We start from the raw sequence: 25171 nt of genomic DNA, 5'->3' as shown, positions 1-25171 counted from the left end.
CGAACGGTGCGCTTCAAAGTCTTGGTGTCGTATCGCTCATAGATGATGGCGGCGGCTGCAACCAGGGCCGCGACCGCGAGCCCGATCAGCAGGCCGCCTCGAAATGTGCGCATCATTTATTTTCACCAGATGATGAGGGAAATAGGGCGTCAGGAAAGGAGGCAGAGACGGTTACAGTTCGGGCTTTTGCCGGACGATCACCTTGGTGCCGACGGGGACGCGATCGTAGAGGTCGGCGACATCAGCATTGACCAGCCGGAAGCAGCCGGAGGAGATGGCAGTGCCGATGGTATTGGGCTGGTTGGTGCCGTGGATGCGGTAGACGGTGGTGCCGAGATACATCGCGCGGGCGCCGAGCGGGTTGCCGGGGCCGCCGGCCATGAAGCGCGGCAGGTAGGGTTGGCGTGCGATCATTTCCGGCGGCGGCGTCCAGTCCGGCCATTCCGCCTTGCGGGTGATGTTCAGGAGCCCCTGCCACTGGAAGCCTTCGCGGCCGACGCCGATACCGTAACGGATGGCGCGGCCGTTACCCTGGACCAGATAGAGATGGCGCTCCTTGGTCGAAATGATGATGGTTCCCGGCGCTTCGTTGGTGCGGTAGTAGACCACCTGCTTGCGCCATTCCGGATCGAGCTCGACGTTATCGTCGGGGACCAGGCCTGGCTGATCGCCGACGTCGGGCGCCTGGGCCTGGCTTTGCGAGGCCGAAAGCATCAGGCCGCCTGCGGCAATGACCATCCAGATCAGGTGACGAAGTTTCGTCATACAAAGCTCTCCTCGTTGGCGCGGGGCCAAATGCATTGATGCTCCACCCAAATCAGGAAGCATCAAATCTCAGTGGCAGCTTGATGGCAAGTTTGGGGCAAAGGAGGTAGCTGGCTGGAATACCTGCGATTTCCGTTATGGTGCTGTAGCCGAGCCGTCTTATTTCGGTGCGATCCAAAGCCGCAGGCCGAACGAAATCAACGCCACGGTGCCGACGCCGCCGAGCCAAAGCGCGGCGAACCAGATCAGGCGCTTCGCGAGCGGGCGTGGATTCTCCTCGCGTGGCATCAGTGATACCCGCCCCCAGGCCGCACCTTGCCGCGAAATACCCAATACGCCCAACCCGTGTAGGCGAGGATCAGCGGAATCAGGATCGCAACGCCGACCAGCATGAAGATCTGGCTGTTGGGGGGCGAGGCCGCCTCCCAGATCGTGATGCTCTGCGGCACGATATAGGGATACATGCTGATGCCGAGGCCGGCATAGGACAGCAAGAATAACGCCAGCGTCAGGAAGAACGGCTGGTAGTCATATTTGTTCGCAAGACTGCGCAGCAGCAGCCCGGTGACGGCCGCCACCGCAAGCGGCACCGGCGCGGTCAGGATGATGTTCGGCCAAGTGAACCAGCGCTGGGTATATTGCACGCTGAGGAATGGGGTTGCGAGGCTGACGGCGACGATCGCGCCGAGCATCGCGAACAGCAATACCCAACTCAATTGATAGGCCTTCTCGCGCAGCGCGCCCTCCGTCTTCATCACCAGCCAGGTCGCGCCCAACAGCGCGTAACCCACCAACACCGATATTCCGGTCAGCACGCTGAACGGCGTCAGCCAGTCCCACCAGCCGCCGGCATATTGCCGACCCTCGACATGCACACCCTGCAGGATGGCGCCGAGCGCAACGCCCTGCGCCAGCGCCGCCACCAGCGATCCGCCGAAAAAGGCGACGTCCCAGCGGTTGCGTTCCCTTTGCGTGGTGCGCCAGCGGAATTCGAATGCGACCCCGCGGAAGATCAAGCCGACCAGCATCGCGATGACAGGCGTATAGAGCGCCGGCATCAGCACGGCATAGGCGAGCGGAAACGCCGCCATCAGCCCGCCGCCGCCGAGCACCAGCCAGGTCTCGTTGCCGTCCCAGACCGGCGCGACGCTGTTCATGATGACGTCGCGATCCGCCTTCCTTGGAAACAGCGGAAACAGGATGCCAAGGCCGAGATCGAAGCCGTCCATGACGATATAGACGAACACCGCGAAGGCGATGATGAAGGCCCAGACGATGGCAAGATCGATCATGACGCGCTCTCCGCTGCCGCGGCAGCGGCCGGCGTTATGCCGGCAGCGCGGGCGGGTACGTCGCGCGGCGGCCCCGCTTCGCCCGGGTGTGGCGGCGCCGCCATCAGCCGGAGCAGATAGATCACGCCCGCCGTGAACACCGCGAAGTAGACGATGACGAAAGCGAGCAGCGAAGAGCCGACCGCAGGCGCAGCGAGCGGGGAAGCCGAATCGGCCGTCCGCAGCAGGCCGTAGACCGTGAATGGCTGCCGCCCGGTCTCGGTGGTGATCCAGCCCGCCAGCACCGCGATGAAGCCCGCCGGCCCCATCAGCATTGCGAAGCTGTGCAGGAAGCGCGAGGAATAGAGCTGACCGCGCCAGCGCATCCATGCGCTCAACAGGCCGAGCCCCATCATCAGAAAGCCGAGCCCGACCATGATGCGGAACGACCAGAAGGTGATCGGTACCGGCGGCCAGTTTTCGCGCGGCACGGTATCGAGGCCGGCCATCGGCGCGGTCGGCGAATGCTTCAGGATCACCGATCCGAGCTTGGGGATCTCGACGGCGAAGTCGATCCGGCCGGCCGTCTGGTTGGGCCATCCGAACAGAATAAGCGGCGCGCCGTCCTTGTGGCTCTGGTAGTGGCCTTCCATCGCCATGATCTTCACGGGCTGATGCTCCAGCGTGTTCAGCCCGTGCTGGTCCCCGGCCAGAATCTGGATTGGCGCCACGAAAGTCGCCATCCACATCGCCATCGAGAACATCACGCGCGGGCCGGCGAGATGCTGGTCACGCAGCAGATGGTAGGCGCCGACCGCGCCGACCACGAGCGCGGTGGTCAGATACGCCGCGAGCACCATGTGCACGAGGCGATATGGAAAAGACGGGTTGAAGACCACCTTGAGCCAGTCGGCGGCCACGAACTGGCCGCTCGCATTGACGGCGTAGCCGGTCGGCGTCTGCATCCAGGAATTGGACGAGAGGATCCAGAATGCCGAGATCAGTGTGCCGATCGCGACCATCAAGGTTGCGAGAAAGTGCAGCCGGGGACCGACGCGGTTCAACCCAAACAGCATCACCCCGAGGAAGCCTGCTTCAAGGAAAAACGCGGTCAGGACCTCATAGGCCATCAGCGGTCCGATGACGGGCCCGGTCTTGTCGGAGAAGGCCGACCAGTTGGTGCCAAACTGGTAGGACATCACGATGCCCGACACCACGCCCATGCCGAATGCGACCGCGAAGATCTTCAGCCAGTAGTGAAACAGGTTGATGAAGACCTCGCGCCCGGTCCAGAGCCAGAGCGCTTCGAGCACCGCAAGGTAGCTGGCGAGCCCGATCGAGAAGGCCGGGAATATGATGTGAAACGACATCGTGAAAGCAAACTGCGCCCGGGCGAGCGCAACCGCATCCCAGCCTTCGAACATGACGCGCTATCCATCGTAAATTACGACATGAGGTTATCACGCGTCCGATCGTAGTGAAAACATGTCAATATGACCAAGGCAGAGCGAGCGACCCCGGCGCGGACCTTGGCACGCCGGGTTTGACGATAGTACTTTGGTCCTCGCAAAAGCGCTCAACTGTTGACGTTGAGCAGCCGGGCGATGGTGCGGTCAATCTGCTCGTACTGTCCCTCGCCGTCGTGATGGAATACGATATTTCCATTCTGGTCGATGATGTATTGCGCGGGCCAATACTGGTTGCGGTAGGCATTCCAGGTCTGCGACTCATTGTCCTGTGCCACCGGATAGGTGATGCCGTGGCGTTTCAGCGCCGCCTGGACGTTGGAAGCCGAGCGTTCGAACGGAAATTCCGGCGTATGGACGCCAATCACGACGAGGCCTTGATTCCTGTACTTGGCGTCGAGCGCGACGACATGGGGAAGCGTGTTGACGCAGTTTACGCAGCCATAGGTCCAGAAATCGACCAGCACCACCTTGCCGCGCAGGTCGGCGATGTTGAGCGGCTGCGAATTGAACCATTTGCTGATGCCGACAAAATTCGGCGCGTTCTGTTGCGTCGCCGCGACCCTCAACGCGGGCTCCTGCGCGCGGGCGATATGAGGAGCGGTGATGCCGGTCAGGCAAACAGCGCCGACCAGGGCGGATACAAGTGAGCGCATGATCATTTCCATTTCCTCCTGATGTCAAAGGCCGATCTGGCCGTTGGGATAGAAGCTGGTCAGCCACGCCACGATCAGCGTGTCATATTGAAAGTAGGAGAGGGCCGCGAAGGCGATGATGACGACGCCAAAGCCCTGCTGCAGTCGCGGCGCGATTCGCGCGATGCTGCGGACGCGAGTCGTGACGGCCTGACCGCCGTAGGCGATAGCGAGCATTGGAATCGCCGCTCCGGTGGCGTAGACGACGAGCTGCAGACTTGCCCAGCCGGTATCTTTCGATGTCGCCACGAGGGTCAGGATCGAGCCCAGCACGGGCCCGGCGCAGGGCGTCCATACCAGCCCCAGCGTGGTGCCGAGCACGAAGCCGCCGATCAGCTTTGCGATGGCGTTGCGTTGCCCGGCGAACCGCCCGCGGCAAGACCGGCAATTCGGACCGTCAGCCATTCGAACGGCGCTGGCCAGATCATCAACAGCCCAAAGCCGAGCAAGAGGATCGCGGCGCCGGTTCGCAACACGTTGGGATCGAAATCGAAGGCGCGCGTGATCGCGCCCAGCAGCAACGCCACCATCGAGAATGACATCACAAAGCCGAGCGCGATCATCGCCGGCCGCGCCTTGCTGGTCTGGCCCACCGATGCCCCAAGCAGGATCGGCAGCATCGGCAGGGTGCAAGGCGCCGCGACGGTGACAACACCTGCGAGCAGCGCGAGAACAAGATTCAGCATCAGAACCGCCCATCGCCAACCGGCCACGCCCAATGCCTGCGCCGGCAGTGTGATGTTCTTCGCGACGACGAGATCAGCCGTTACGTCTGCCTCATTCGCGCGAGGTCACGTCTGTGTGAGACCTCCATGCCGATTGTACGGACCGCAAAGCAAAGCGACCCGGCTGGGGGGCATCCCGGCCGGGTCGTTGGAGGTAGTCCTTGGGAGGTTAGAACTTGAAGACGTAAAAACTCGCTACCTGATCTCGCAGACTTCTGCGGCGCTCTTGGTGCTGCAATCGATCACTTGCTCGCGCACCGGCGTCACACCGGCATCGCGCTGCGCGCGCGGGGCCACACTCTGACTCGATAGTGTTGCAAGCATAGCCACTGCGCCGAGCGGGATGATGAAGAAGCGGAAGGACGGCTTCAGCATGTCGTTCTCCTGTTCGGCGTTGGCGTTGCGTTCGATGGTTAACGTATAGAGACTGAGCTTTTCCAGGTGATGTCGTCGATTGTTTCAATTGTTTCGTCGCCGCTTTCTGGCTTCGAAAACAATCCCTACAATTTCTCACCCTCCATACGACTTCCCCGATCGCTGTTTCACGCTGCGAGGCTTTCCACGCCGGCGCACCTCAGCAACTCGGCCAACTGCTTGCGGGCATAGAACATGCGGGTCTTCACGGTGCTCTGGGGAATGCCGATGATCTCGCCGGCCTCTTCCACCGACTTCTCGTGATAATAGACGAGGTTGATGATCTCGCGGTGCGCCGGCGACAGCTTCGCGACGCAGGCGCGCAGGATCTCGCTCGTGGTGGCGCGATCGAGCGCGGCTTCCGGCGTATCGGCGTCGTCGACGATGTCGAGCACTTCTTCCTGTTCGATGTCCTCGTGCCGGCGCTGGCGCAGCGCGGTCAACGCCTTGAAGCGGGCGATCGACAACAGCCACGTGGAAACCTGCGAGCGGCCTTCGAACTGGTCGGCGGTGCGCCAGACGTCCAGGAACACCTGGCTCACGAGATCTTCCGCCACCGTGGTGTCGCGGACCATGCGGAGGACGAAACGGTAGACCCGGACGTTGTGACGGGAATAGAGCACGTGCATGGCCGTGCGGTCGCCTATGGCGATCTTGCCGAGCAGCATTTCGTCGGATGTCTGGCGTGCAGCGGCGATATGATCGTTGGCTGCAGCGTTGATGGCGACGACGTTCGACATGACAGGCTCCCAGTTCGCCTTGGCGGCTTTCGTTGGGAGAATTGTTAATGAGCCACGGTTTCGGGATGTCTGCGCGAAAAGCGGAAAATGGTTTCATCCGTAGGAGAATTGTTTCGTCGGGGCGTGGGCGACGAAACATTCGGGGCAAAAATGCCAGTAATTTCAATGCGCGGAAAATTGCCGGGAAGTTGCGGACCGGGCGGAACCGAACGGCGCCTGACGCGTTTTCGCGCGCCCCCGTCATTGGGCAGGGGCGAAGATCAGGCCTTTTCGCCGCTTGGTGAGAACAGATAGCCGCCGCCGCGGATGGTGCGGATGACCGCGGGCTTGGTCGGATCGATCTCGATCTTGCGGCGGATGCGCATGATCCGGAGGTCGACGGCGCGGTCGAAGGCCTCGGCGTCGCGCGCATTGGCCAGTTCGAGCAGCCGCTCGCGCGACAGCACCCGTTTCGGATTGGCCGCAAACACCTTCAGCAGCCCGAATTCGGATGCGGTCAGCGGATGCTCGTTGCCCTCGTCGTCGCGCAGCGCCTGCGCCTGCAGATCAAGCCATTTGGTGCCGAAGCGGACCAATTGTTCCTTCTCGGTCTTGGCGGCCGTCGTCTCGGGCGCGGCCGCTTTGGCCGGCGTGCTCCGCCGCAGGACCGAGCGGATCCGCGCCATCAATTCGCGCAGCTCGCAGGGTTTTGCCACGTAATCGTCGGCCCCGAGCTCAAGCCCGACCACGCGGTCGATCGGGCTCGCGGTCGCCGTCAGCATGATGACCGGCACGTTCATCCGGCTCTTGAGATCGCGGATGATCGACAGCCCGTCTTCCTCGGGCATGTTGAGGTCGAGCACCACGAGGTCGGGATGGTTGGTCTCGATCACGCTGCGCAGGCTCTTTCCGCCATCGCACAACGTCACGCCAAAGCCATGCATCTTCAGATAATCACCGACCATCTCGCGGGCCGGTGCCTCGTCATCAACAATGATGATGTGCGGGCTCTGGGTCATGATGTCTCTGCTGTGGCCGGCAATGTAACCGTAAAGATCGAGCCCTGTCCGGGGCCGGGGCTCTGCGCAGTTACATGGCCGCCATGCATGTCGATAATGCGTTTGACGATCGAAAGTCCAAGCCCGGTCGAGCTCTCGCCTGCGGTCGGCTTGGCCGACAGCCGCTGGAACCGGCCGAACAGGCGCCCCAAATCCTCCGGCGAGAGGCCGGCACCCTCGTCGGCGATCCGGATCACCGTGTTGTCGCCCTCATGGGTGACGACCACCCTGATCTTGCCGCCGATTGGTGAGTATTTGATGGCATTGCTGACCAGATTGTCGATCGCCTCGCGAATGCGGTCGGCATCGCACATGGTCACGAAATTCGGCGGTGCGGAGACCGAGATGCTCTGCTGCTTGTTGACCGCCAGCGGCAGGTTCGCTTCGGCGACCTCGTTGATAAGAGCCGCGACATCGACCGGTTCACGGCGGATGGTGATGTCGAAGGCGTCGGCCATCGCGTCCGAGATCAGATGATCGACCATCGATGTCAGGCGCTTGGTGGCATCCCTGATGTGCTCGACCTGGGTCGCGACCGCTTCCCTTGGCGAGCCGGCGCCGATCAATTCGGTGAGCATCTCGGTGCGGCCGAGGATCACGCCGAGCGGGTTCTTGAGGTCATGTGCAACCGTGCCCAGGATCTCGTTCTTGAAGCCGTTGGCACGCTGCAGCCTCAGCCATTGCGCCGAAAGCCGGCGGTTGGCCTGCATCAGCGCGCGGGTGCGCTGGGCGACGCGGTCCTCGAGCTGCGTGTTGGCCTCATGAAGCTGCTGGTAGAGGATCACGTTGTCGAACGCGATCGAGAGGCGGCTACTGAAGATCTCGACCAGCGCGCGGTCGGTGTCGGAGAGCTGGCGCTCCGCCTGCAGGAGCACCACGACTTCGCGGCCGCTGCCGGTGCGCAAATAGAGCACGCTGCGGTGGTCGGCGAATTCGTTCTTGCGACGCTGGAAGGCGGCTTCCACCATCTCGCGCAGATCAGGGTCGAGCGATTTCGAGCTGGTGGTGCCGATGAAACGGCTGTAGCAGCCGGAGCCCGCCAGCACCGACAATTCGCTGCCGGCGCCGTCATCGCGCAGCACCAGGATGCCGGCGCATTCGACATTGAGCAGCGAGGCGAGCTGGGTCAGCACGCCCTCGGCGAGCCGCTGCATCGATTTGAAGTCGTAGAGTGTGGAGGCGGCGTCGATGATGATCTCGAGCCCGCGCCTGGTCTGCACCATGCGCTCGAGCTGCTGGTAGCTGCGCAGCGCTGCCGTCAACGAGGTGAACAGCTTGTCGGCCGTGAGCTCGGTCTTGGCCTTGTAGTCGTTGATGTCGTACTGGACGATCACCCGCCGCTCCGGCGCCTGGCCCGGCTGTCCGGTGCGCAGGATGATGCGGACGGTCTCGTTCTTGATCTCGTTGCGGATATATTCGACGAGTTCGAGCCCTGCGACGTCGGTCTCCATGATGACGTCGAGCAGGACGGCGGCGATGTCCGGATGCTCCCGCATCAGCTTGCGACCTTCCGCCGCAGAATAGGCCGACAGGATCTCCAGCGTGGCCCCGTTCAGGCTGTAGTCGGACAGCGCGAAGCGGGTGCCTTCATGCACCGCAGCATCGTCGTCGATGACTGCTACCTTCCATTTTCGCGCGGACGAATCCTCCGGTGTGACCCCGGTGTCGTCGATCAGGTGGAGGACATCGTCCTGTTCGGCCATTGAGCAGTTCCGTCATTGGCTTGGTCCGCGATCGTGGGCTGACCCGTTGGCTGACCCGTTGGCTGACCCTTGGCGATTCTCGGCATGATAATGCGAAAAGTGGTGCCTTGTCCCGGCCTTGACTCCAGCACCATGCGGCCGCCGAGCTGTTGGGTGACAAGATTATAGACAATATGCAAGCCCAGGCCGGTGCCGCCTTCATTGCGCCGGGTGGTGAAGAATGGATCGAACGCCTGGCGCTGCACGTCCGGCGTCATGCCGGCGCCGTTGTCGGCGAAGATGATCTCGATGTCGTCGCTGCCGCGGGCCCGCGCTGAAATCGTGATCGTCCCCGATCGCCGGTCGGCGAAGGCATGATTGACGGCGTTAAGGAAAAGATTGGTTAAAATTTGTCCGTAGGAGCCGGGATAGCCGTCGATCATCAGGCCTTCCGGCACGTCGACGGTCAGGGCGATCGCGGCTTTCTTCAGCACCGGCCGCAGGCTGGCGACGATCTGGTCGGTCGCTTCGCTCAAGGAAAACTGGCGGCGCTCGGCATGCGAGCGATCGACCGCCACCTGCTTGAACGACTGGATCAGTTCGCCCGCACGCTGCAGGTTGGCGACGAGCTGCTGCGCGGCATCGCGCGAGCTCTTCACGAATTCGTCGAGCTTGGAGCGGCGCAACTGTTCTGATTTCAGCTCGTGCTCGAATATCTCGGTGCGGCGCGCAAAGCTCGAGGCCACCGTCAGGCTGATGCCGATCGGATTGTTCACCTCATGGGCGACGCCGGCAACCAGGCCGCCGAGCGCCGCCAGCCGCTCCGCATCGATCAGGTTCTGTTGGGCCGTATTGAGTTCGAGCAGCGCGCTCTCGGCCCGTTCCTTGGCGGCGCGCAATTCGTCTTCGGCCTGGCGCTTGGCGATCGCATTCTCGCGGAACACTTCCACCGCGCGCGCCATCGCGCCGACCTCGTCCTTGGCATCGGTGCCCAGCACGCGGCGATCGTAATTGCCCGACGTGATGGCGTGCATCGAGGCCATGATCTGCTGCAGCGGCAGGCGGATCGAGAGCGCGATCAGGACGCCCGCGGAAACGATGATGCCGAGGAAGATCACCGCGATCGAGAGCACACGGCGCGAAATGTCCGACAGCGTCCGGTCGAAGGTTTCCTGCGCCTTCTGCTCGCGCTGGCGCATGTTGATCGAGAGATCGTCGATGACGCCGATGGCGTCGGCCTGGCTCGCGTCGATGGTATTGCGCAATAGCTCGGTGCGGCTGGCGAGCTGCTCGGTCAATTTTCCCAATCCCTCGCGCAACGCTTCGGTCCGCTTGTTCAGCCGCGCCAGCGCCAGGCGCTGCAGGTCGTTGTCGGCGAGGTCGATCATGACCGGGATCGTCTTCTCGATCGTCTCGGTGTTGCGGCGGGCCTCTTCGGCGGATGTGCTCGAGAGCGACAGATAATAGGCGTTCGCCGCCACCAGCATCGCGGTGAAGGCCTCGCGGGATTTGCCGAGCGATGGCCAGATCAGCGCGTCGCGATGGCCGGTGGCGCCCTCGATGATGGAGTAAAGACCGGCCATGTCCTTGGCCGGCCCGAGCACCTGCTCCTCATAGGTCTTGGTGATCTTTGCCTGCACGGCGCGCAGTTCGCCGAAGCCGTCCAGGAAGCGGCTGGTGACGCGCTCGAGCTGCTCCACCGATCCTGACAGCATCGGGTCGGTGGCGGCGCGCGTGGTCAGCGTGCCGAGCACGGCTTCGCGGAGCAGCAGGATCTCGGCGAACAGCTCGGGGCTCGGCTGGTTGATGTAGCGGTGGATCAGGTTCTGCAGCCGGCTGGTCTCGGTTTCGAGCTTGGCCAGGATCTTGTCGGATTCCCGGACCTGCCGGACGTCCTCCCAGGCCGAGCGCAGCACGGTGGCGCCGTTCCAGATCAATGCCGCCAGCACCACCACGACCGCCGAGTTCAACAGCGCGATCGACAGGATGCGCCAGCGGATCGGCACCGCCCGCAGCATCTGGACGATGTGCACGCGGCCGCGCGCGGCGAGGCTCGCCTGCCGTCCCACTGCTCCATCCTGTCCGGGCGCTGCCAAGCTTGCTTCACTCCACCTTGCGGATGCGCTCGATCAATGACGCGATCGCGGGGTCGCGCTGCGCTTTGGCGTAGAGCCCTGCCATCGCCGCCTCGAGCGGCCTGCGGTCGAAATCGCTGACGATCTTCACGCCTGCGGCTTCGGCCCGCTGGCGCGAGCGCTCGTCGAGGTCCTTCCACTTCTCGCGCATGAAGGTGCTGGAGCGCTTCGCAGCCTCGCGGAAAAGCGCCTGGTCTTCGACCGACAGGCTCGCCCACGCCTTTTGCGACATCACCAGCACTTCCGGGCTCATCGTATGTTCGGTCAGCGTATAGAAGCCTGCGAACTTGTAGTGATCGGCGGTGATGAAAGACGGCCAGTTGTTCTCGGCGCCGTCGATCAATCCAGTGGCAAGGCCGGTCTTGACCTGCCCGTAGGGCAGCTCGACCGGTTCGGCGCCGAGCGCGCGGATCATGTCCGACATCTGCTGCGACTGCTGGACCCGAATCCGCAGGCCCTTGAGGTCGTCGAGCGAACGGATCGGACGGGCGCTGTTGTAGATCGAGCGCGCGCCCGAATCATAGAAGGCCAAGCCGACGAATCCGTAGGCCTCGAATGAGTTGAGGATCTCGTTGCCGATGGGGCCATCCAGCACCTTCTGCAAATGTTCAACCGAGCGGAACAGGAAGGGCATCGCCAGCACGTTGGCCGCGGGCACCATGGCGCCGATCAGCGCCACATTGGTGCGGTTGATGTCGATCGCACCCGCCCGCGTCTGCTCCAGCGTTTCTTTTTCCTCGCCAAGCTGCCGTGAGTGAAACACCCGCACATGATGACGGCCACCGCTTCGCTCCTCCACCAGGCTGCCCATGTAACGCAGCGCCTGGACGGTCGGATAGTCCTCGCTCTGGGTATCGGAAGCCCGAAACTCGCGCGCAGCCGCACCCGTTGCGGCCGCCGTCAGCAGCAGCGCGACAACAAGCTTCATGATCCGCGAAAGGCCGGCGCGGCGGTACACAGGCTACAAATCCCCTTGTGATATGGTCTGTGGCAGGAAGAAAAGGTTCAATACTTTTTAGCAGAAGCCGGAAAGATAGCTATCCGACGATCTACGGTTAATCGGCCATTCCGACGTTTTGCCGGATTGCAACCGTAACGACGCAGCCTTAATCAGGGGCAAAAGTGATTTTGATTTTGCTTCTCAAGCGCGAAAGCCTGGATTGGCGCACCGTGACATCGTTTATGAGATTCCTATACCCAGCGGCGCTTGCGGCCACTCTGCTCGGATCTCCCGCGCATGCCGCGACCGAGATCATGTGGTGGCACGCGATGTCGGGAGAACTCGGCAAGCAGGTCGAGAAGCTCGCTGCCGATTTTAACGCGTCCCAGTCCGACTACCGGATCGTGCCGAGCTACAAGGGCAACTACACCGAAACGGTCACGGCGGCGATCTTCGCTTTCCGCTCGCGCAGCCAGCCCGCTATCGTCCAGGTCAACGAGATCGCCACCGCCACCATGATGGCGGCTCGCGGCGCGATCTATCCGGTGTTCGAGCTGATGCGCGACCAGTCCGAGCCGTTCCTGCCGTCGGCCTACCTGCCGACCGTGACCAGCTACTACGCCGACCTCAGCGGCAATCTGCTGTCGTTTCCGTTCAACGCCTCGACGCCGATCCTCTATTACAACAAGGATCTGTTTCGCGCCGCCGGCCTCGACCCGGAGGTGGCGCCCAAGACCTGGCCCGAACTCGGCGCGGCGGCAAAGCGGTTGCGCGCGGCCGGTGCTCCTTGCGGATTCACCACGTCGTGGCCATCCTGGATCAATGTCGAGAATTTTTCAGCCTTTCACAATGTGCCGATCGCGACCAAGGCCAACGGTTTCGGCGGGCTCGATGCGGAGCTCATCTTCAACAATCCGCTGATGGTGAAGCACATCGCCCAGCTCGTGGAATGGCAAGCCACCAAGGTGTTCGACTATAGCGGTCGCGGGCAGGCGGCCGAGCCGCGCTTCCAGAAGGGCGAATGCGGCATTTTCATCGGCTCGTCCGGCACCAGCGCCGATATCAAGGCCAACTCGAAATTCGAGGTCGGCTACGGCATGCTGCCCTATTGGCCGGACGTCACCGGCGCGCCGCAGAACAGCATCATCGGCGGCGCCACGCTATGGGTGCTGCGCGATCGCCCGCGGGCCGAATATGCAGGCGTTGCGAAGTTCTTCGCCTATTTGTCGAAGCCGGAGGTGCAGGCCGCCTGGCACCAGGCAACCGGCTATCTGCCGATCACCCGCGCAGCTTACGAGCTCACGCGCTCGCAGGGTTTCTACGACCACAACCCCGGCGCGGCGATCGGGATCGAGCAATTGACGCTGAAGCCGCCGACCGAGAACTCGAAAGGTATCCGGCTCGGCTCCTTCGTGCTGATCCGCGGTGTCATCGATGAGGAGCTCGAGCAGGCCTTTTCCGGCAAGCAGTCGCCGCAGGCCGCGCTCGATTTGGCCGTCGAACGCGGTAACCGGCTGCTGCGCCAGTTCGAGCGCGCCAATCCGGACAGGTAGAAATTGGTCTCGCCAACCGTCATTGCGAGCGAAGCGAAGCAATCCATTTCTCCGCGCGGGTCGAAATGGATTGCTTCGTCGCATCGCTCCTCGCAATGACGTCGTGGCGCAAATTCATGACGCGGTCATTACCCGCCTTCACCGACTACGAAGCCTTTCGCACCTGGCGTGCTGACCCATCGCGCTGGCTGCCGGTCGCGATCGATATCGCCCGCAGCCACGGATTTGCCTCCACGTCGCCTCACGTCTTCACAACCGGCACCAACCTCGTCGTTGGACTCGGTGATGATCTCATCCTGAAGATATTCCCGCCGGTGCTGCGGGCGCAGTTCGTATCCGAGCGCGGGTCGCTCGCGCAGCTTTGCGGGCGGGTCAAGATTCCGATTCCGGAGATCATCGCCGAAGGCGAGCGCGACCGGTGGCCCTATCTGATCATCACGCGCGTGTCGGGTGTCCTGGGTGCGGAGCTGTGGCCCTCGCTACCCGAACCCGACAAGGAACGCGTGCTCGCCGAGATCGGCGAGACCATTGCCGATGTTCAGCGCGTGCCGCCGGGCCCGCTGCTTGAAATCGAGCCGCGCTGGGACGTGTTCATGCAGAGCCAGATGGAAGGCTGTCGTGCCAGGCACGAGCGGCTGGGGCTGGCGCGAAAATTCCTCGACGGGCTCGATGATCTCTTGCGCGACGCCGCCGAGCTGATCCCGATGCACGAACCGCCGGTCATCCTCACCGGCGAATACATCCCGCAAAACTTCATGCTGACGCAGCGTAACGGCCGCTGGCACCTTTGCGGATTGATCGATTTCGGCGATGTGCTGGCAGGATGGCGCGACTACGACCTGCTCGGCCCCGGCGCATTCATGGCCGCGGGCCGGCCGCGCCGCGTGCTGAGCCTGCTCGAAGGCTTCGGATATTCCCGCAGCGACATCGATTTCGCGCTGAAGCGGCGGCTGATGGCCTTGATGCTGTTGCACCGCGCGAGCGACCTGAACCGGCACATCTGCATCGACGGCTGGCAAGCGAAGGCTGACGATCTCCTGGAACTGCAAGAGCTGATTTGGGCCACATAAATGGCTCGCCTAACAAACGGGCGTTCAAAATTAACAGCTTAATCAGTGAGCAAATATGCCGATTTGTATGCAATAGGGTGACGATCGATCGCAGCGTTTGAACTTGCCGTTCTTGATATTCGAAAGTTAAATCAACGACTTGGGCGTACGCTAACGTTCCATTAAGGCTTGGCACAAACCTTGCGAACCTGTTCCACGCCATTTCCCAGGGGCGTTGGAGCATCACCCATGAAACGTCGCGATTTCCTGAAGTCCGCGTCCGGATTAGCCGCTAGCGCGATGGTGCCTGCGCCCGCGATCTGGTCGCCGGCCAAGGCCGATGCGCGCTCGGAGACGCTATTGATCGTTTCCGAGGGCGGCCCGAACAATCTCGACATCCATGGCGTCGGCACCAATGTGCCCGGCTATGAAGTGTCCTGGAATTGCTACGACCGCCTGATCGCCCACGAGATGAAGAGCGGCCCGGGCGGCGTGCCCTATTACGACCGCGACAGGTTCAAGGGTGAACTGGCCGACGACATGAATGTCGGCGACATGTCCGTCACCTTCAAATTGAAGAAGAACGCCAAATTCCACGACGGCGCGCCAGTGACGGCGAAGGACGTCAAATGGTCGCTCGATCGCGCGGTCAGCGTCGGCGGCTTCCCGACCTTCCAGATGAGTGCGGGCTCGCTGACCAAGCCCGAGCAGTTCGTCATCGTCGACGATTCCACGGTGCGGGTCGATTTCGCCACCAAGGACCGGCTGACGATCCCCGATCTCGCCGTCATCGTGCCCTGCGTCGTCAACTCCGAATTGGTGAAGAAGAACGCCTCTGAAAAAGATCCTTGGGGCCTCGAATACACCAAGCAGCAGACCGCGGGCTCCGGCGCCTACAAGGTGACGAAATGGACCGCCGGCACCGAAGTGATCATGGAGCGCAACGACGCCTGGGTCGGCGGACCCATGCCGAAGATCAAGCGCGTGATCTGGCGCATGGTGCCGCAGGCCGGCAACCGCCGCGCGCTGCTGGAGCGCGGCGACGCCGACATCTCCTATGAGCTGCCGTTCAAGGATTTCCAGGAGATGAAGGCGAACGGCAAGCTCGACGTGGTGTCGCTGCCGTTCTCCAACGGCATCCAGTATATCGGCATGAACGTGACCAAGCCGCCGTTCGATAATCTGAAGGTGCGGCAGGCCGTGGCCTACGCGATTCCCTATCAGAAGATCATGGACGCGGTGCTGTTCGGGCTTGCCAACCCGATGTTCGGCGCGCCCAAGGACAAGCCGACCGAGGTCGCCTGGCCGCAGCCGCACAAATATTTCACCGACATCGAGAAGGCCAAGGCGTTGCTGGCGGAGGCCGGCTATCCCAACGGCTTCGAGACCACGATCTCCTTCGATCTGAATTTTGCGGGCGTCAACGAACCGCTCTGCGTGCTGGTGCAGGAAAGCCTGGCGCAGATCGGCATCAAGACCACCATCAACAAGGTGCCCGGCGCCAACTGGCGCACCGAGCTGAACAAGAAGGAGATGCCGCTGTTCACCAATGTGTTCTCGGGCTGGCTCGATTATCCCGAGTACTTCTTCTACTGGTGCTATCACGGCAACAATTCCGTGTTCAACACCATGAGCTACAAGTCGCCGGAGATGGACAGGTTCATCGACGGCGCCCGCAAGGCTGCCGCGATCGGCGACACCGCGGCCTACGACACCGACGTCAAGGGTTTCGTCGATCTCGCCTTCGCGGAAGTGCCGCGCATTCCGCTGTATCAGCCCTTCGTCAACGTGGCGATGCAGAAGAATATCTCCGGCTATCAGTACTGGTTCCACCGCCGCCTCGACTATCGCGCGATGGCGAAGGGGTAGCGAACGAGCAGGGAGGGCGCGCCATGCTCACGATGATCGGCAAGCGGCTGATGTTTGCGATCCCGAGCCTGATCGGGGTCGTCATCGTCACCTTCCTGCTGACCCGCGCGCTGCCGGGCGATCCGGCCGCCTATTTCGCCGGGCCTGCCGCCACCAAAGAAGCGGTCGAACAGATCCGCAAGAAGCTCGGCCTGGACCGGCCGCTGATCGAGCAGTTCTTCCGCTACACCAATGATCTCGCCCATGGCGATTTCGGCAATTCGCTCACCACGGGACAGCCGGTGGCGGCCGAATTGCGCAACCGCCTGCCGGCTTCCGCCGAACTGACGCTGCTCGGCCTGCTGGTGTCGATCGCAATCGCAATCCCGCTCGGCGTGCTCGCCGCAACGCGGCCCGGCTCGTGGATCGACCATCTCTGTCGCGTCACGACCACCGCCGGCGTATCGCTGCCGGTGTTCTTTACTGGGCTGGTGCTGGTCTACATCTTCTATTTCCAGCTCGGCTGGTCGCCGGCGCCGTTGGGGCGGCTCGATGTGTTCTATAGCGCGCCGCCGACCGTGACCGGCTTCTATCTGATCGACACTTTGATCGCGCGCGATTTCGAGGCATTCCGTTCCGCGCTCAGCCAGCTCATCCTGCCGGCGACGACGCTTGCGATCTTCTCGCTGGCGCCGATCGCGCGCATGACCCGGGCTTCGATGCTGGCCGTGCTGTCCTCCGACTTCGTTCGCACTGCGCGTGCCAGCGGCCTGTCGCCGGGGACGGTGATCGTCACCTACGCGTTCCGCAACGCGATGCTGCCGGTCATCACGACGCTCAGCATGGTGTTCTCGTTCCTGCTGGGCGCCAATGTGCTGGTTGAAAAAGTGTTCGCCTGGCCTGGCATCGGCTCCTATGCGGTGGAAGCGCTGATCTCGTCGGATTTCGCGCCGGTGCAAGGCTTCGTGCTGACCATGGCGGTCATGTATGTGCTGCTCAATCTGGTGATCGACATCCTCTATGGCGTGATCGATCCACGCGTACGACTGGAAGGGTGAGGGGTGAAGCATGAGCACCGTTGCGCCTGTCGTTGAACCCGTCGCTCCGGCGCCGACCTCGGGGCTGTCAGCCGTCTTCGAGCACACGCGCTATGTGCTCGGCGAGAACAAGGTCACCGCCTTCGCCTTCGGGCTGCTGGTCGTGATCGTGTTCGCGGCGCTGTTCGGCCCCTATGTCGTGCCCTACGACCCGCTCGCGAGCGATACCGCCGCAGCGCTGAAGCCACCGTCGGCGGCGCACTGGTTCGGCACCGATCAATTGGGGCGCGATATCTTCAGCCGGGTCATCGTGGCCACTCGGCTCGATACCTTCATTGCAGTTGCGTCCGTAGTGCTGGTGTTCCTGATGGGCGGGCTCGCCGGCATTGCGGCCGGCTATTTCGGCGGCTGGACCGACCGCATCGTCGGCCGCATCGCCGACACCATCATGGCGTTTCCGCTGTTCGTGCTGGCGATGGGCATCGTCGCGGCGCTCGGCAACACCGTGCAGAACATCATCATCGCCACCGCAATCGTGAATTTCCCCCTTTACGCGCGCGTCGCCCGTGCCGAGGCCAATGTCCGCCGCAATGCCGGCTTCGTCCAGGCGGCGCGGCTCTCCGGCAATGGTGAGTACCGCATCCTGCTGGTGCACATCCTGCCCAACATCATGCCGATCATGATCGTGCAGATGTCGCTCACCATGGGCTACGCCATCCTGAACGCTGCCGGCCTCTCCTTCATCGGCCTCGGCGTCCGCCCGCCGACCGCCGAATGGGGCATCATGGTCGCCGAAGGCGCGGGCTTCATGGTGTCGGGCGAATGGTGGATCGCGCTGTTCCCCGGCCTTGCTCTGATGATCGCCGTGTTCTGCTTCAATCTGCTCGGCGACGGATTGCGCGACATCGTCGACCCGCAGCGGAGAACGTGATGGGCTCGCTCTTTCAGCCGATCGTCATTGCCGGGCTTGACCCGGCAATCCATCGTGCGAAGCGCATTCTTGATTTCTTGATGGATGCGCGGGTCAAGCCCGCGCATGACGATTTGAGAATGGGGCGCCCGTCATGACCGCGCAGCCGCTGCTCGACGTCAGGGACCTCACCGTCGAATTCACCACGCGGCGTGGCATCGTCAAGGCGGTGCAGCACGTCAATATTTCCGTGGCAAAAGGCGAGACCGTCGGCATCGTCGGCGAGTCCGGTTCGGGCAAGTCGGTGACGTCTTACGCCGTGATGCGCATCCTCGATCGCGCCGGCAAGATCGCCGAGGGCTCGGTGATGTTCTCGGGCATCGACGTGAAGGCGGCGACCGAGACGCAGATGCGCGACCTGCGCGGCCGCGAAGTCTCGATGATCTTCCAGAACCCGCGCGCGGCGCTCAATCCGATCCGGAAAGTGGGCGACCAGATCGAGGACGTATTGCGTCAGCACGTCCAGCAATCGACCGTGGCCGATCGTGGCGAGAAGGCGATCGAGGCGCTCGAGCAGGTCAAGATCGCCCGCCCGCGCGAGCGTTATCACGCCTATCCGTTCGAGCTCTCGGGGGGCATGTGCCAGCGCGTCGTGATTGCGCTCGCGCTGGCTTGCAATCCGCAGCTTCTGATCGCGGACGAGCCGACCACCGGTCTCGACGTCACCACCCAGAAGGCGGTGATGGACCTGATCGTCGAGCTGACGAAACGGCGGTCGATGTCGACCATCCTGATCACGCATGATCTCGGCTTGGCCGCCGCCTATTGCGACCGCGTCGTGGTGATGGAAAAGGGCCGCGTGGTCGAGACGGCAAAATCGGCCGATATTTTTGCCAGGCCCGAGCACGCCTACACCAAGAAGCTGATGCGCGCGACGCCGCGCATCGGTGTCTCCTTGCGCGATTTGCTGCCGGAGGACGATACGCCCTCCGTCATGGCCGGGCTTGACCCGGCCATCCATCAATCTTCGAAAGACTCTTCTTCTGAACGGATGGACCCCCGGGTCAAGCCCGGGGGTGACGAGAAGGCAGAACCCCTTCTCCTGGTCGAAAAGCTCGTCAAGGAATATCCCCGCCAGGGCGCGAACGCGGTGCTGTCAAAACTGTTCGGCCGCAAGCCGCCGGTGGAACAAGAAGTGTTCCGCGCCGTCGACGGCATCAGCTTCCATGTCGGCCACGGCGAAAGCGTCGGCCTGGTCGGCGAATCCGGATGCGGCAAATCGACGACATCGATGATGGTGATGCGGCTGCTCGACCAGACCTCCGGTCGCATCGCCTTCGATGGCGACGAGATCGGCGAGATCAAGCCGCAATCCTTTGCGCGATTGCCGCTGCGCAGCCGCATCCAGATGGTGTTCCAGGATCCGACCGACAGCCTCAACCCGCGCTTCACCGCCGCGCGTGCGATCGTCGACCCGATCATGCAGCTCGGCGACATCAGGGGCCGCGACGCGCTGCGCGCCCGCTGCGAGGAACTCGCCACGCTGGTCGGCCTGCCGGTCAATTTGCTCGACCGCTTCCCGCACCAACTGTCCGGCGGGCAGAAGGCGCGCGTCGGCATCGCGCGGGCCATCGCGCTGCATCCGAAGCTCGTCATCCTCGACGAGCCGACCGCGGCACTCGATGTCTCCGTGCAGGCGGTGGTGCTGAACCTGTTGCAGGATCTCAAGCAGTCGATGGGGATGAGCTATCTGTTCGTGTCGCACGATCTCAACGTCGTGCGCCTGTTATGCGACCGCGTCATCGTGATGCGCAGCGGAAAGATCGTCGAGCAGGGCACGTCCGAAAAGGTCTTGGGCGATCCGCAGGATGCCTATACAAAGGAGCTGCTGACGGCGATCCCGCATCCGCCGTTGCCTGTTCATTGAGCAGTCTCCGGGAAGAAAACGGGCAAGCAGGCTTTCCAAACGCTCGATAAAACAGATGAGTTTGTGGTCCGATTCAAGTAATCGGATCATGGGTGCGTTGAGATCGCCGGGTGGGAGCGTGATGGTTGCCGACAAGCTGGATGACTATATCGACGCCGTCGCGACGGCGATGGGGCTACCGGTCGAGGACGCCTGGCGGCCGGCGGTTCGTGCCAACCTCGAAGTCTCGCTGAGGCTGGCGCGCATGGTAGATGAATTCCCGCTTCCCGACGAGACCGAGCCGGCCAGTGTCTACTCCGCCTGATAGCGCAATGACCGATCAATCCCCGTCCGCCGCCGACATCGCAGGGGCCGTCGCCACGCGAAAGCTCTCGGCACTGGAAGCAACCGAGGCGGCGCTCGCCCGCATCGCAAAGCACGATTCCGTCCTCAACGCCTTCACCGACGTCACCGCCGATCGCGCCCGCGCCAAGGCCAGGGACGTCGACGCCGCGATTGCGGCCGGCCAAGACGTCGGCCCGCTCGCCGGCGTTCCCTTTGCAGTGAAGAACCTGTTCGACGTGCAGGGCCTCTCCACGCGCGCCGGATCGAAGATCAATCGCGATCTGCCGCCGGCCGCGCGCGATGCGACGCTGATCGAACGGATGGAAGCGGCCGGTGCCGTGCTGGTCGGCGCGCTCAACATGGGCGAATACGCCTATGACTTCACCGGCGAGAACGTGCATGACGGCCCGTCGCGCAATCCGCACGATCCGACGCGGATGACCGGCGGCTCCTCGGGCGGCTCCGGCAGTGCGGTGGGCGGCGGACTGGTACCGATCGCGCTCGGCTCCGACACCAACGGCTCGATCCGCGTGCCCTCGTCCTTCTGCGGTACCTTCGGCCTGAAGCCGACCTATGGCCGGTTGTCGCGCGCGCGGTCGTTTCCATTTGTCGCAAGCTTCGATCATCTCGGCCCGCTGGCGCGAAGCGCGCGCGATCTCGCGCTCGCCTATGATGCGATGCAGGGGTCTGATGCAGATGACGCCGCCTGCACCACGCGGCCGGTCGAGCCGGTGATGCCACCGCTCGCGCAAGGCATCGGTGATCTCCGCATCGCCATTGCTGGCGGCTATTTCCAGCAGAACGTCTTCCCCGAAGCGGTTGAAGCCGTTGGCCGCATCGCCAAGGCGCTCAACGCGACGCGAATGGTGGAGATTCCGGAAGCCGCGCGCGCCCGCTCGGCGGCCTACGTCATCACGACGACGGAAGGTGCTTCGCTGCATCTCGACCGCCTGCGCAAGCGGCCGAATGATTTCGATCCCGCGGTGCGTGATCGCCTGATCGCGGGTGCGATGATTCCGGCGCCCTATGTCGACAAGGCGCAAAAGTTCCGGCGCTGGTACCGCGAGAAGGTGCTGGAATTGTTCAGGACGGTCGACGTGATCCTGGCCCCGGCGACGCCCTGCGTGGCGCCGAAGCTTGGGCAGGTGAATTTTACGCTCGATGGAGTCGAACTGCCGGTGCGCGCCAATATCGGCATTCACACCCAGCCGATTTCGTTCATTGGCCTGCCGGTGGTGGCCGTCCCGGTTCCACTCGAGCCGATGCCGATCGGCGTGCAGATCATCGCCGCGCCGTGGCGCGAGGACATCGCGCTGCGGGTCGCCTACGCTCTGGAGCACATGGGTGCGGCCGCCGCGCCGCCGCCGCGAGGAATCTAGCGAATGGAAATCGATCTGCCCGACGTACTTGCCGAAGTGACCGCGCAATTCGACCGCTACGAGAAGGCGCTGGTGTCGAACGACGTCGCTGTGCTCGACGAATTGTTCCGCAACGACAAGCGCACGCTGCGCTACGGCATGGGCGAAAATCTCTATGGCTATGACGCGATCATGGCGTTCCGCGCCGGGCGCTCGTCGGTCGGGCTCAATCGCCGGACCGACAAGACCGTGATATCGACCTACGGCCGCGACACCGCGGTCGCCTCGACGCTGTTCTTTCGCGACTCCGCACCGGGCAAGGTGGGGCGGCAGATGCAGACGTGGATACGCTTCCCCGAGGGCTGGAGAATCGTCGCCGCGCATGTCAGCATCATCGACGAACCGAAGGATCCGAAGACATGAGTCTGGACGATCTTCCGCGTAGCCCTGCTGCCGCCGGACCGGAAATGCTGGTGCGGCGCGTCGACCGTCCGTTTCCGCAACAATCCAAGACCACGCGCGCCGAGGAGCTGCGCCTGCAGCTTGCCGATGAGATCGTGCGCGGCGCGCTCGGGCCGGGCTCGCCGCTCGATGAAACCGATATCGCGCGCCGCTTCAATGTCTCGCGCACGCCGGTGCGCGAGGCGCTGCGTCAGCTTGCCGCAAGTGGTTTGGTCGAAGCGCGCGCCCATCGCGGCGCGGTGGTGGCGCGGCCCTCGGTCGAACGGCTCACCGGCATGTTCGAGGCGATGGCGGAGTTGGAAGCGCTGTGCGCGGCGCTCGCCGCCGAGCGGATGACGGCTGCGGACCGGCATGCACTCGAAGCCGTGCATGAGGAATTGCGCGTGCTCAGCTACACCGGAAATCCCGAGCGCTTTCACGAGGTCAACGAGCGCTTCCACAACACGATCTATGCCGGCTCGCACAACGACTATATTGCGGAGATGACATTGGCGACGCGGGTCCGCGTGCAGCCGTTCCGCCGCGCCCAGTTCCGCAATCTCGGACGATTGGCAAAATCGCATGCCGAGCACGACCGCGTCGTGGTCGCGATCCTGCGCGGCGACAAGACCGGCGCCGCCACCGCCATGCGCGCCCACATCACATTGGTGCGCGGCGAATACGAGATCTACGCAGTCTCGGTGTAGTTCCGTAGGGTGGGCAAAGCGAAGCGTGCCCACCATCTCACGCACTGCTCGTGGTGGTGGGCACGCTTCGCTTTGCCCACCCTACGAAATCGGTGTTGTCGGAAACGTTTCTCCGCGTCATTGCGAGCGCAGCGAAGCAATCCATCTCTCCACAAGCGGCGGCATGGATTGCTTCGCTGCGCTCGCAATGACGGCTAGACCGTAGCGTTCTCCGCCACGAACGCGCGCCAGCCGCCGAAGGCGGAGATGTCGCGCGCGCCGTTGATGGCCGCTGGCTCCACGAGGAAGCCTTTCACCTCGCGGCCATCGGCGAGGCGGATCGTGCCGATCGAGAGCGGCGGCGGGATCGCGGCGACGAACTTGCCAAAGGAAGCCGGTGAGAGCGCCCAGAGTTCGAGCTTGATTGCCGATCCCGCGCCCGCCTCGACCCGCAGCATGCCGGGTTTCGGCGGCGTGGTGCCGAGCGCATAGAGCCTGTAGTCCGGAGCGGTCGTGGCCTCCTCGAGCAAACGTCCGTCGAGCGTGCGCAATTCGCCGTTCAGCGCCATGCCGGACAGGTGCGCGCCGACAACGGCGATCGGAATGTCCTCGCCGCTTGATGGCGGTAGCGGACCGAGCGGCGGCTGCGGCAGCGACTTCGCGCCGATCGGCAGCCTGGTGTCGGCATGGAAGACGCGGCCGATGCTGGCAAGCAGCGCGTCGCGGCCGGCCGGCGCCAGCAGCGTGATGCCGAACGGCGCGCCGTCCGGCCGCATCGCCGACGGCAGCGCCAGGCCGCAGAGGTCGAGCAGGTTGACGAAATTGGTATAGGTGCCGAGCCGGCTGTTGAGCTCGATCGGATTGGCCAGCACCTGCGCGGTTGAATAGACCGTCGGCGCTGTCGGCAGCACGATCGCGTCGATCGAGGCGAAAGCGCGCTCGGCGATCCGGCGCAGCGCCTGCAGCCGGTAGAGCGCGGCAAAGGTCTCGGCGGCGGTCAGCCGCGCGCCGGCCGCGGTGATCTCAAGCGTGACCGGGTGGATCGACTCCGGTGATGAGGCGAGCAGATTGCGGATCACCAGATAACGCTCGGCGACCCATGGGCCTTCGTAGAGCAGCCGCGCGGTCTCGTAGAACGGTTCGAGGTCGAATTCGACCAGCGTCGCGCCGAGCGCGGCCCAGCGTTCGACCGCTTCCGCGTAAAGCTGCTCTGACTGGCGGTCGCCGAAGAAGATCAATTGCCCATTTCGGGGGATGCCCAGCCGAAGCTCGGCGGGAAACTCCGTCATCCCGGCAAGCGGCCGATCGCGCGAGAAGGGATCGGCGCCATCGGGGCCGGCCATCACCTTGAGCGCAGCCATGGCGTCGTCGACGGTGAGTGAGAAGACCGAGATGCAATCGAGCGTGCGGCAGGCCGGCACCAGGCCCGCGGTCGAGATCAATCCGAGGCTCGGCTTCAATCCGACGATCTTGTTGAGCATCGCCGGCACGCGGCCGCTTCCCGCGGTATCCGTGCCCAGCGCCAGCGGCACCAGTCCGGCGGAGACCGCGACCGCCGATCCCGAGCTCGACCCGCCCGGAATGAGGTCGTCGCGGACCGGATTCCTGGGGATGCCGTAGGGCGAGCGCACGCCGACGAGACCGGTTGCGAACTGGTCCAGATTGGTCTTGCCGATGATGATCGCGCCGGCTTCGCGGAGCCGTGCCACTGCGGTGGCGTCATGCGTCGGCATGTAGGAGAAGGCGGGGCAGGCCGCCGTGGTCGGCATCCCCCGCGCGTCGATATTGTCCTTCACCGCGACCGGCACGCCATAGAGCGGCAGGCGCGCGGCGTCCTTGCCGGCCAACGCTGCGGCTTCCGCCAGCGCCTCCTTCTCGTCGCGCAGGGTGATGAAGATGGCGGGATCGCCATGGTCGCGGACGCGCTGAAAACTGCGCGCGACCGTTTGCGCAGGTGTCATGGTGCCGGCGCGATGCGCAGCGACGATCTCAGCGGCGGTTTCTGTCACGTGGTGCCCCGTCCGTTGGTCGACCGATCTCCGCCACGATCGACGGCGCCCGGCCTGACAAAACCCAAGCCCGACCGAAGCAAGCGATGTGCCATTGTGTACATTTCCGATCCGGGCGCGGTTACTGGAATCGGCATGCAAGATCAGCCGCTTAGGGCA

Annotated in this window: 23 protein-coding genes and 2 pseudogenes; 11 read left to right on the top strand and 14 right to left on the bottom strand. The window is 63.6% G+C overall.

The window, feature by feature from the left end:
• From CWO89_RS09325 to CWO89_RS09265, 13 genes and pseudogenes are all read right to left on the bottom strand, one after another.
• Positions 1-113, bottom strand: a pseudogene (locus CWO89_RS09325) (amino acid ABC transporter substrate-binding protein); the annotation flags it as partial.
• 58 nt (positions 114-171) lie between these two features.
• Positions 172-765, bottom strand: coding sequence for a L,D-transpeptidase (locus CWO89_RS09320; RefSeq protein ID WP_130578331.1), 594 nt, complete (start codon positions 763-765; stop codon positions 172-174).
• 159 nt (positions 766-924) lie between these two features.
• Positions 925-1053, bottom strand: coding sequence for a DUF2474 domain-containing protein (locus CWO89_RS09315; RefSeq protein ID WP_130578330.1), 129 nt, complete (start codon positions 1051-1053; stop codon positions 925-927).
• Positions 1053-2057 (bottom strand): cytochrome d ubiquinol oxidase subunit II, encoded by a 1005-nt coding sequence (gene cydB, locus CWO89_RS09310; protein ID WP_130578329.1) that lies wholly within the window; start codon positions 2055-2057, stop codon positions 1053-1055. The genes CWO89_RS09315 and cydB overlap by 1 nt, the downstream gene beginning before the upstream one ends.
• Complete coding sequence (locus tag CWO89_RS09305) at positions 2054-3460, bottom strand: cytochrome ubiquinol oxidase subunit I (protein ID WP_130578328.1); 1407 nt, start codon at positions 3458-3460, stop codon at positions 2054-2056. Before CWO89_RS09305 ends, cydB begins: the two co-directional genes overlap by 4 nt.
• A 152-nt stretch (positions 3461-3612) precedes the next feature.
• Positions 3613-4158, bottom strand: a complete 546-nt coding sequence (locus CWO89_RS09300; protein WP_394566086.1) for a thioredoxin family protein — start codon at positions 4156-4158, stop codon at positions 3613-3615.
• Positions 4159-4182: 24 nt separating this feature from the next.
• A pseudogene (locus CWO89_RS49445) lies at positions 4183-4883 on the bottom strand (cytochrome c biogenesis CcdA family protein).
• A 234-nt stretch (positions 4884-5117) separates the two neighbouring features.
• Complete coding sequence (locus tag CWO89_RS09290; RefSeq protein ID WP_130578326.1) at positions 5118-5297, bottom strand: hypothetical protein; 180 nt, start codon at positions 5295-5297, stop codon at positions 5118-5120.
• A gap of 167 nt (positions 5298-5464) precedes the next feature.
• Positions 5465-6076 (bottom strand): sigma-70 family RNA polymerase sigma factor, encoded by a 612-nt coding sequence (locus CWO89_RS09285; protein WP_130578325.1) that lies wholly within the window; start codon positions 6074-6076, stop codon positions 5465-5467.
• Positions 6077-6336: 260 nt separating this feature from the next.
• Complete coding sequence (locus CWO89_RS09280) at positions 6337-7074, bottom strand: response regulator (protein WP_130578324.1); 738 nt, start codon at positions 7072-7074, stop codon at positions 6337-6339.
• Positions 7071-8816 carry an ATP-binding response regulator gene (locus CWO89_RS09275; RefSeq protein WP_130578323.1) on the bottom strand — a complete coding sequence of 582 codons (1746 nt, stop codon included), beginning with the start codon at positions 8814-8816 and terminating at the stop codon, positions 7071-7073. Before CWO89_RS09275 ends, CWO89_RS09280 begins: the two co-directional genes overlap by 4 nt.
• Positions 8786-10813 carry a sensor histidine kinase gene (locus tag CWO89_RS09270; protein ID WP_165421068.1) on the bottom strand — a complete coding sequence of 676 codons (2028 nt, stop codon included), beginning with the start codon at positions 10811-10813 and terminating at the stop codon, positions 8786-8788. Before CWO89_RS09270 ends, CWO89_RS09275 begins: the two co-directional genes overlap by 31 nt.
• A gap of 85 nt (positions 10814-10898) precedes the next feature.
• On the bottom strand, positions 10899-11858 hold the full coding sequence (locus CWO89_RS09265; protein ID WP_130578322.1) for a TRAP transporter substrate-binding protein: 960 nt from the start codon (positions 11856-11858) through the stop codon (positions 10899-10901).
• A gap of 254 nt (positions 11859-12112) precedes the next feature.
• Between CWO89_RS09265 and ugpB the strand changes: the two genes are divergently transcribed.
• From ugpB to CWO89_RS09215, 11 genes are all read left to right on the top strand, one after another.
• Positions 12113-13423 (top strand): sn-glycerol-3-phosphate ABC transporter substrate-binding protein UgpB, encoded by a 1311-nt coding sequence (gene ugpB, locus CWO89_RS09260; RefSeq protein ID WP_130578321.1) that lies wholly within the window; start codon positions 12113-12115, stop codon positions 13421-13423.
• A gap of 116 nt (positions 13424-13539) precedes the next feature.
• Positions 13540-14493: an aminoglycoside phosphotransferase family protein gene (locus CWO89_RS09255; RefSeq protein WP_130578320.1), complete on the top strand. Its 954-nt coding sequence runs from the start codon at positions 13540-13542 to the stop codon at positions 14491-14493.
• Positions 14494-14721: 228 nt separating this feature from the next.
• Positions 14722-16341, top strand: coding sequence for an ABC transporter substrate-binding protein (locus CWO89_RS09250; protein ID WP_130578319.1), 1620 nt, complete (start codon positions 14722-14724; stop codon positions 16339-16341).
• A 23-nt stretch (positions 16342-16364) separates the two neighbouring features.
• Positions 16365-17378 (top strand): ABC transporter permease, encoded by a 1014-nt coding sequence (locus CWO89_RS09245; protein ID WP_130578318.1) that lies wholly within the window; start codon positions 16365-16367, stop codon positions 17376-17378.
• A 10-nt stretch (positions 17379-17388) separates the two neighbouring features.
• Positions 17389-18288, top strand: a complete 900-nt coding sequence (locus tag CWO89_RS09240; protein WP_130578317.1) for an ABC transporter permease — start codon at positions 17389-17391, stop codon at positions 18286-18288.
• Positions 18288-18425 carry a hypothetical protein gene (locus CWO89_RS45770; protein ID WP_165421067.1) on the top strand — a complete coding sequence of 46 codons (138 nt, stop codon included), beginning with the start codon at positions 18288-18290 and terminating at the stop codon, positions 18423-18425. The genes CWO89_RS09240 and CWO89_RS45770 overlap by 1 nt, the downstream gene beginning before the upstream one ends.
• Positions 18422-20194: a dipeptide ABC transporter ATP-binding protein gene (locus tag CWO89_RS09235; protein WP_130578316.1), complete on the top strand. Its 1773-nt coding sequence runs from the start codon at positions 18422-18424 to the stop codon at positions 20192-20194. The genes CWO89_RS45770 and CWO89_RS09235 overlap by 4 nt, the downstream gene beginning before the upstream one ends.
• 121 nt (positions 20195-20315) lie before the next feature.
• Positions 20316-20498, top strand: coding sequence for a DUF4089 domain-containing protein (locus tag CWO89_RS09230; RefSeq protein WP_130578333.1), 183 nt, complete (start codon positions 20316-20318; stop codon positions 20496-20498).
• A 7-nt stretch (positions 20499-20505) separates the two neighbouring features.
• Complete coding sequence (locus tag CWO89_RS09225) at positions 20506-21897, top strand: AtzE family amidohydrolase (protein WP_245475855.1); 1392 nt, start codon at positions 20506-20508, stop codon at positions 21895-21897.
• Between the two features lie 3 nt (positions 21898-21900).
• Positions 21901-22299, top strand: a complete 399-nt coding sequence (hpxZ, locus tag CWO89_RS09220; RefSeq protein ID WP_130578314.1) for an oxalurate catabolism protein HpxZ — start codon at positions 21901-21903, stop codon at positions 22297-22299.
• Entirely contained in the window at positions 22296-23024 is a 729-nt protein-coding gene (locus CWO89_RS09215) for a GntR family transcriptional regulator (protein ID WP_130578313.1), read from the top strand. The genes hpxZ and CWO89_RS09215 overlap by 4 nt, the downstream gene beginning before the upstream one ends.
• Positions 23025-23218: 194 nt before the next feature.
• Here CWO89_RS09215 and atzF read toward each other — a convergent pair whose 3' ends face one another.
• Entirely contained in the window at positions 23219-25012 is a 1794-nt protein-coding gene (gene atzF, locus CWO89_RS09210) for an allophanate hydrolase (protein ID WP_130578312.1), read from the bottom strand.
• Positions 25013-25171 lie beyond the last annotated feature (159 nt).

Origin of the sequence: Bradyrhizobium sp. Leo170 (assembly GCF_004296405.1) — a bacterium.
Lineage (GTDB): Bacteria > Pseudomonadota > Alphaproteobacteria > Rhizobiales > Xanthobacteraceae > Bradyrhizobium.
The sequence above is the reverse complement of the archived record's forward strand: the minus strand, read 5'-3'. Positions and strand labels throughout refer to the sequence as shown.

What these genes read in the sequence shown, in the direction of transcription:
- CWO89_RS09320 (WP_130578331.1), bottom strand. Translation starts at nt 765, where the DNA reads ATGACGAAACTTCGTCACCTGATCTGGATGGTCATTGCCGCAGGCGGC.
- CWO89_RS09315 (WP_130578330.1), bottom strand. Translation starts at nt 1,053, where the DNA reads ATGCCACGCGAGGAGAATCCACGCCCGCTCGCGAAGCGCCTGATCTGG.
- cydB (WP_130578329.1), bottom strand. Translation starts at nt 2,057, where the DNA reads ATGATCGATCTTGCCATCGTCTGGGCCTTCATCATCGCCTTCGCGGTG.
- CWO89_RS09305 (WP_130578328.1), bottom strand. Translation starts at nt 3,460, where the DNA reads ATGTTCGAAGGCTGGGATGCGGTTGCGCTCGCCCGGGCGCAGTTTGCT.
- CWO89_RS09300 (WP_394566086.1), bottom strand. Translation starts at nt 4,158, where the DNA reads ATGCGCTCACTTGTATCCGCCCTGGTCGGCGCTGTTTGCCTGACCGGC.
- CWO89_RS09290 (WP_130578326.1), bottom strand. Translation starts at nt 5,297, where the DNA reads ATGCTGAAGCCGTCCTTCCGCTTCTTCATCATCCCGCTCGGCGCAGTG.
- CWO89_RS09285 (WP_130578325.1), bottom strand. Translation starts at nt 6,076, where the DNA reads ATGTCGAACGTCGTCGCCATCAACGCTGCAGCCAACGATCATATCGCC.
- CWO89_RS09280 (WP_130578324.1), bottom strand. Translation starts at nt 7,074, where the DNA reads ATGACCCAGAGCCCGCACATCATCATTGTTGATGACGAGGCACCGGCC.
- CWO89_RS09275 (WP_130578323.1), bottom strand. Translation starts at nt 8,816, where the DNA reads ATGGCCGAACAGGACGATGTCCTCCACCTGATCGACGACACCGGGGTC.
- CWO89_RS09270 (WP_165421068.1), bottom strand. Translation starts at nt 10,813, where the DNA reads ATGCTGCGGGCGGTGCCGATCCGCTGGCGCATCCTGTCGATCGCGCTG.
- CWO89_RS09265 (WP_130578322.1), bottom strand. Translation starts at nt 11,858, where the DNA reads ATGAAGCTTGTTGTCGCGCTGCTGCTGACGGCGGCCGCAACGGGTGCG.
- ugpB (WP_130578321.1), top strand. Translation starts at nt 12,113, where the DNA reads ATGAGATTCCTATACCCAGCGGCGCTTGCGGCCACTCTGCTCGGATCT.
- CWO89_RS09255 (WP_130578320.1), top strand. Translation starts at nt 13,540, where the DNA reads ATGACGCGGTCATTACCCGCCTTCACCGACTACGAAGCCTTTCGCACC.
- CWO89_RS09250 (WP_130578319.1), top strand. Translation starts at nt 14,722, where the DNA reads ATGAAACGTCGCGATTTCCTGAAGTCCGCGTCCGGATTAGCCGCTAGC.
- CWO89_RS09245 (WP_130578318.1), top strand. Translation starts at nt 16,365, where the DNA reads ATGCTCACGATGATCGGCAAGCGGCTGATGTTTGCGATCCCGAGCCTG.
- CWO89_RS09240 (WP_130578317.1), top strand. Translation starts at nt 17,389, where the DNA reads ATGAGCACCGTTGCGCCTGTCGTTGAACCCGTCGCTCCGGCGCCGACC.
- CWO89_RS45770 (WP_165421067.1), top strand. Translation starts at nt 18,288, where the DNA reads ATGGGCTCGCTCTTTCAGCCGATCGTCATTGCCGGGCTTGACCCGGCA.
- CWO89_RS09235 (WP_130578316.1), top strand. Translation starts at nt 18,422, where the DNA reads ATGACCGCGCAGCCGCTGCTCGACGTCAGGGACCTCACCGTCGAATTC.
- CWO89_RS09230 (WP_130578333.1), top strand. Translation starts at nt 20,316, where the DNA reads ATGGTTGCCGACAAGCTGGATGACTATATCGACGCCGTCGCGACGGCG.
- CWO89_RS09225 (WP_245475855.1), top strand. Translation starts at nt 20,506, where the DNA reads ATGACCGATCAATCCCCGTCCGCCGCCGACATCGCAGGGGCCGTCGCC.
- hpxZ (WP_130578314.1), top strand. Translation starts at nt 21,901, where the DNA reads ATGGAAATCGATCTGCCCGACGTACTTGCCGAAGTGACCGCGCAATTC.
- CWO89_RS09215 (WP_130578313.1), top strand. Translation starts at nt 22,296, where the DNA reads ATGAGTCTGGACGATCTTCCGCGTAGCCCTGCTGCCGCCGGACCGGAA.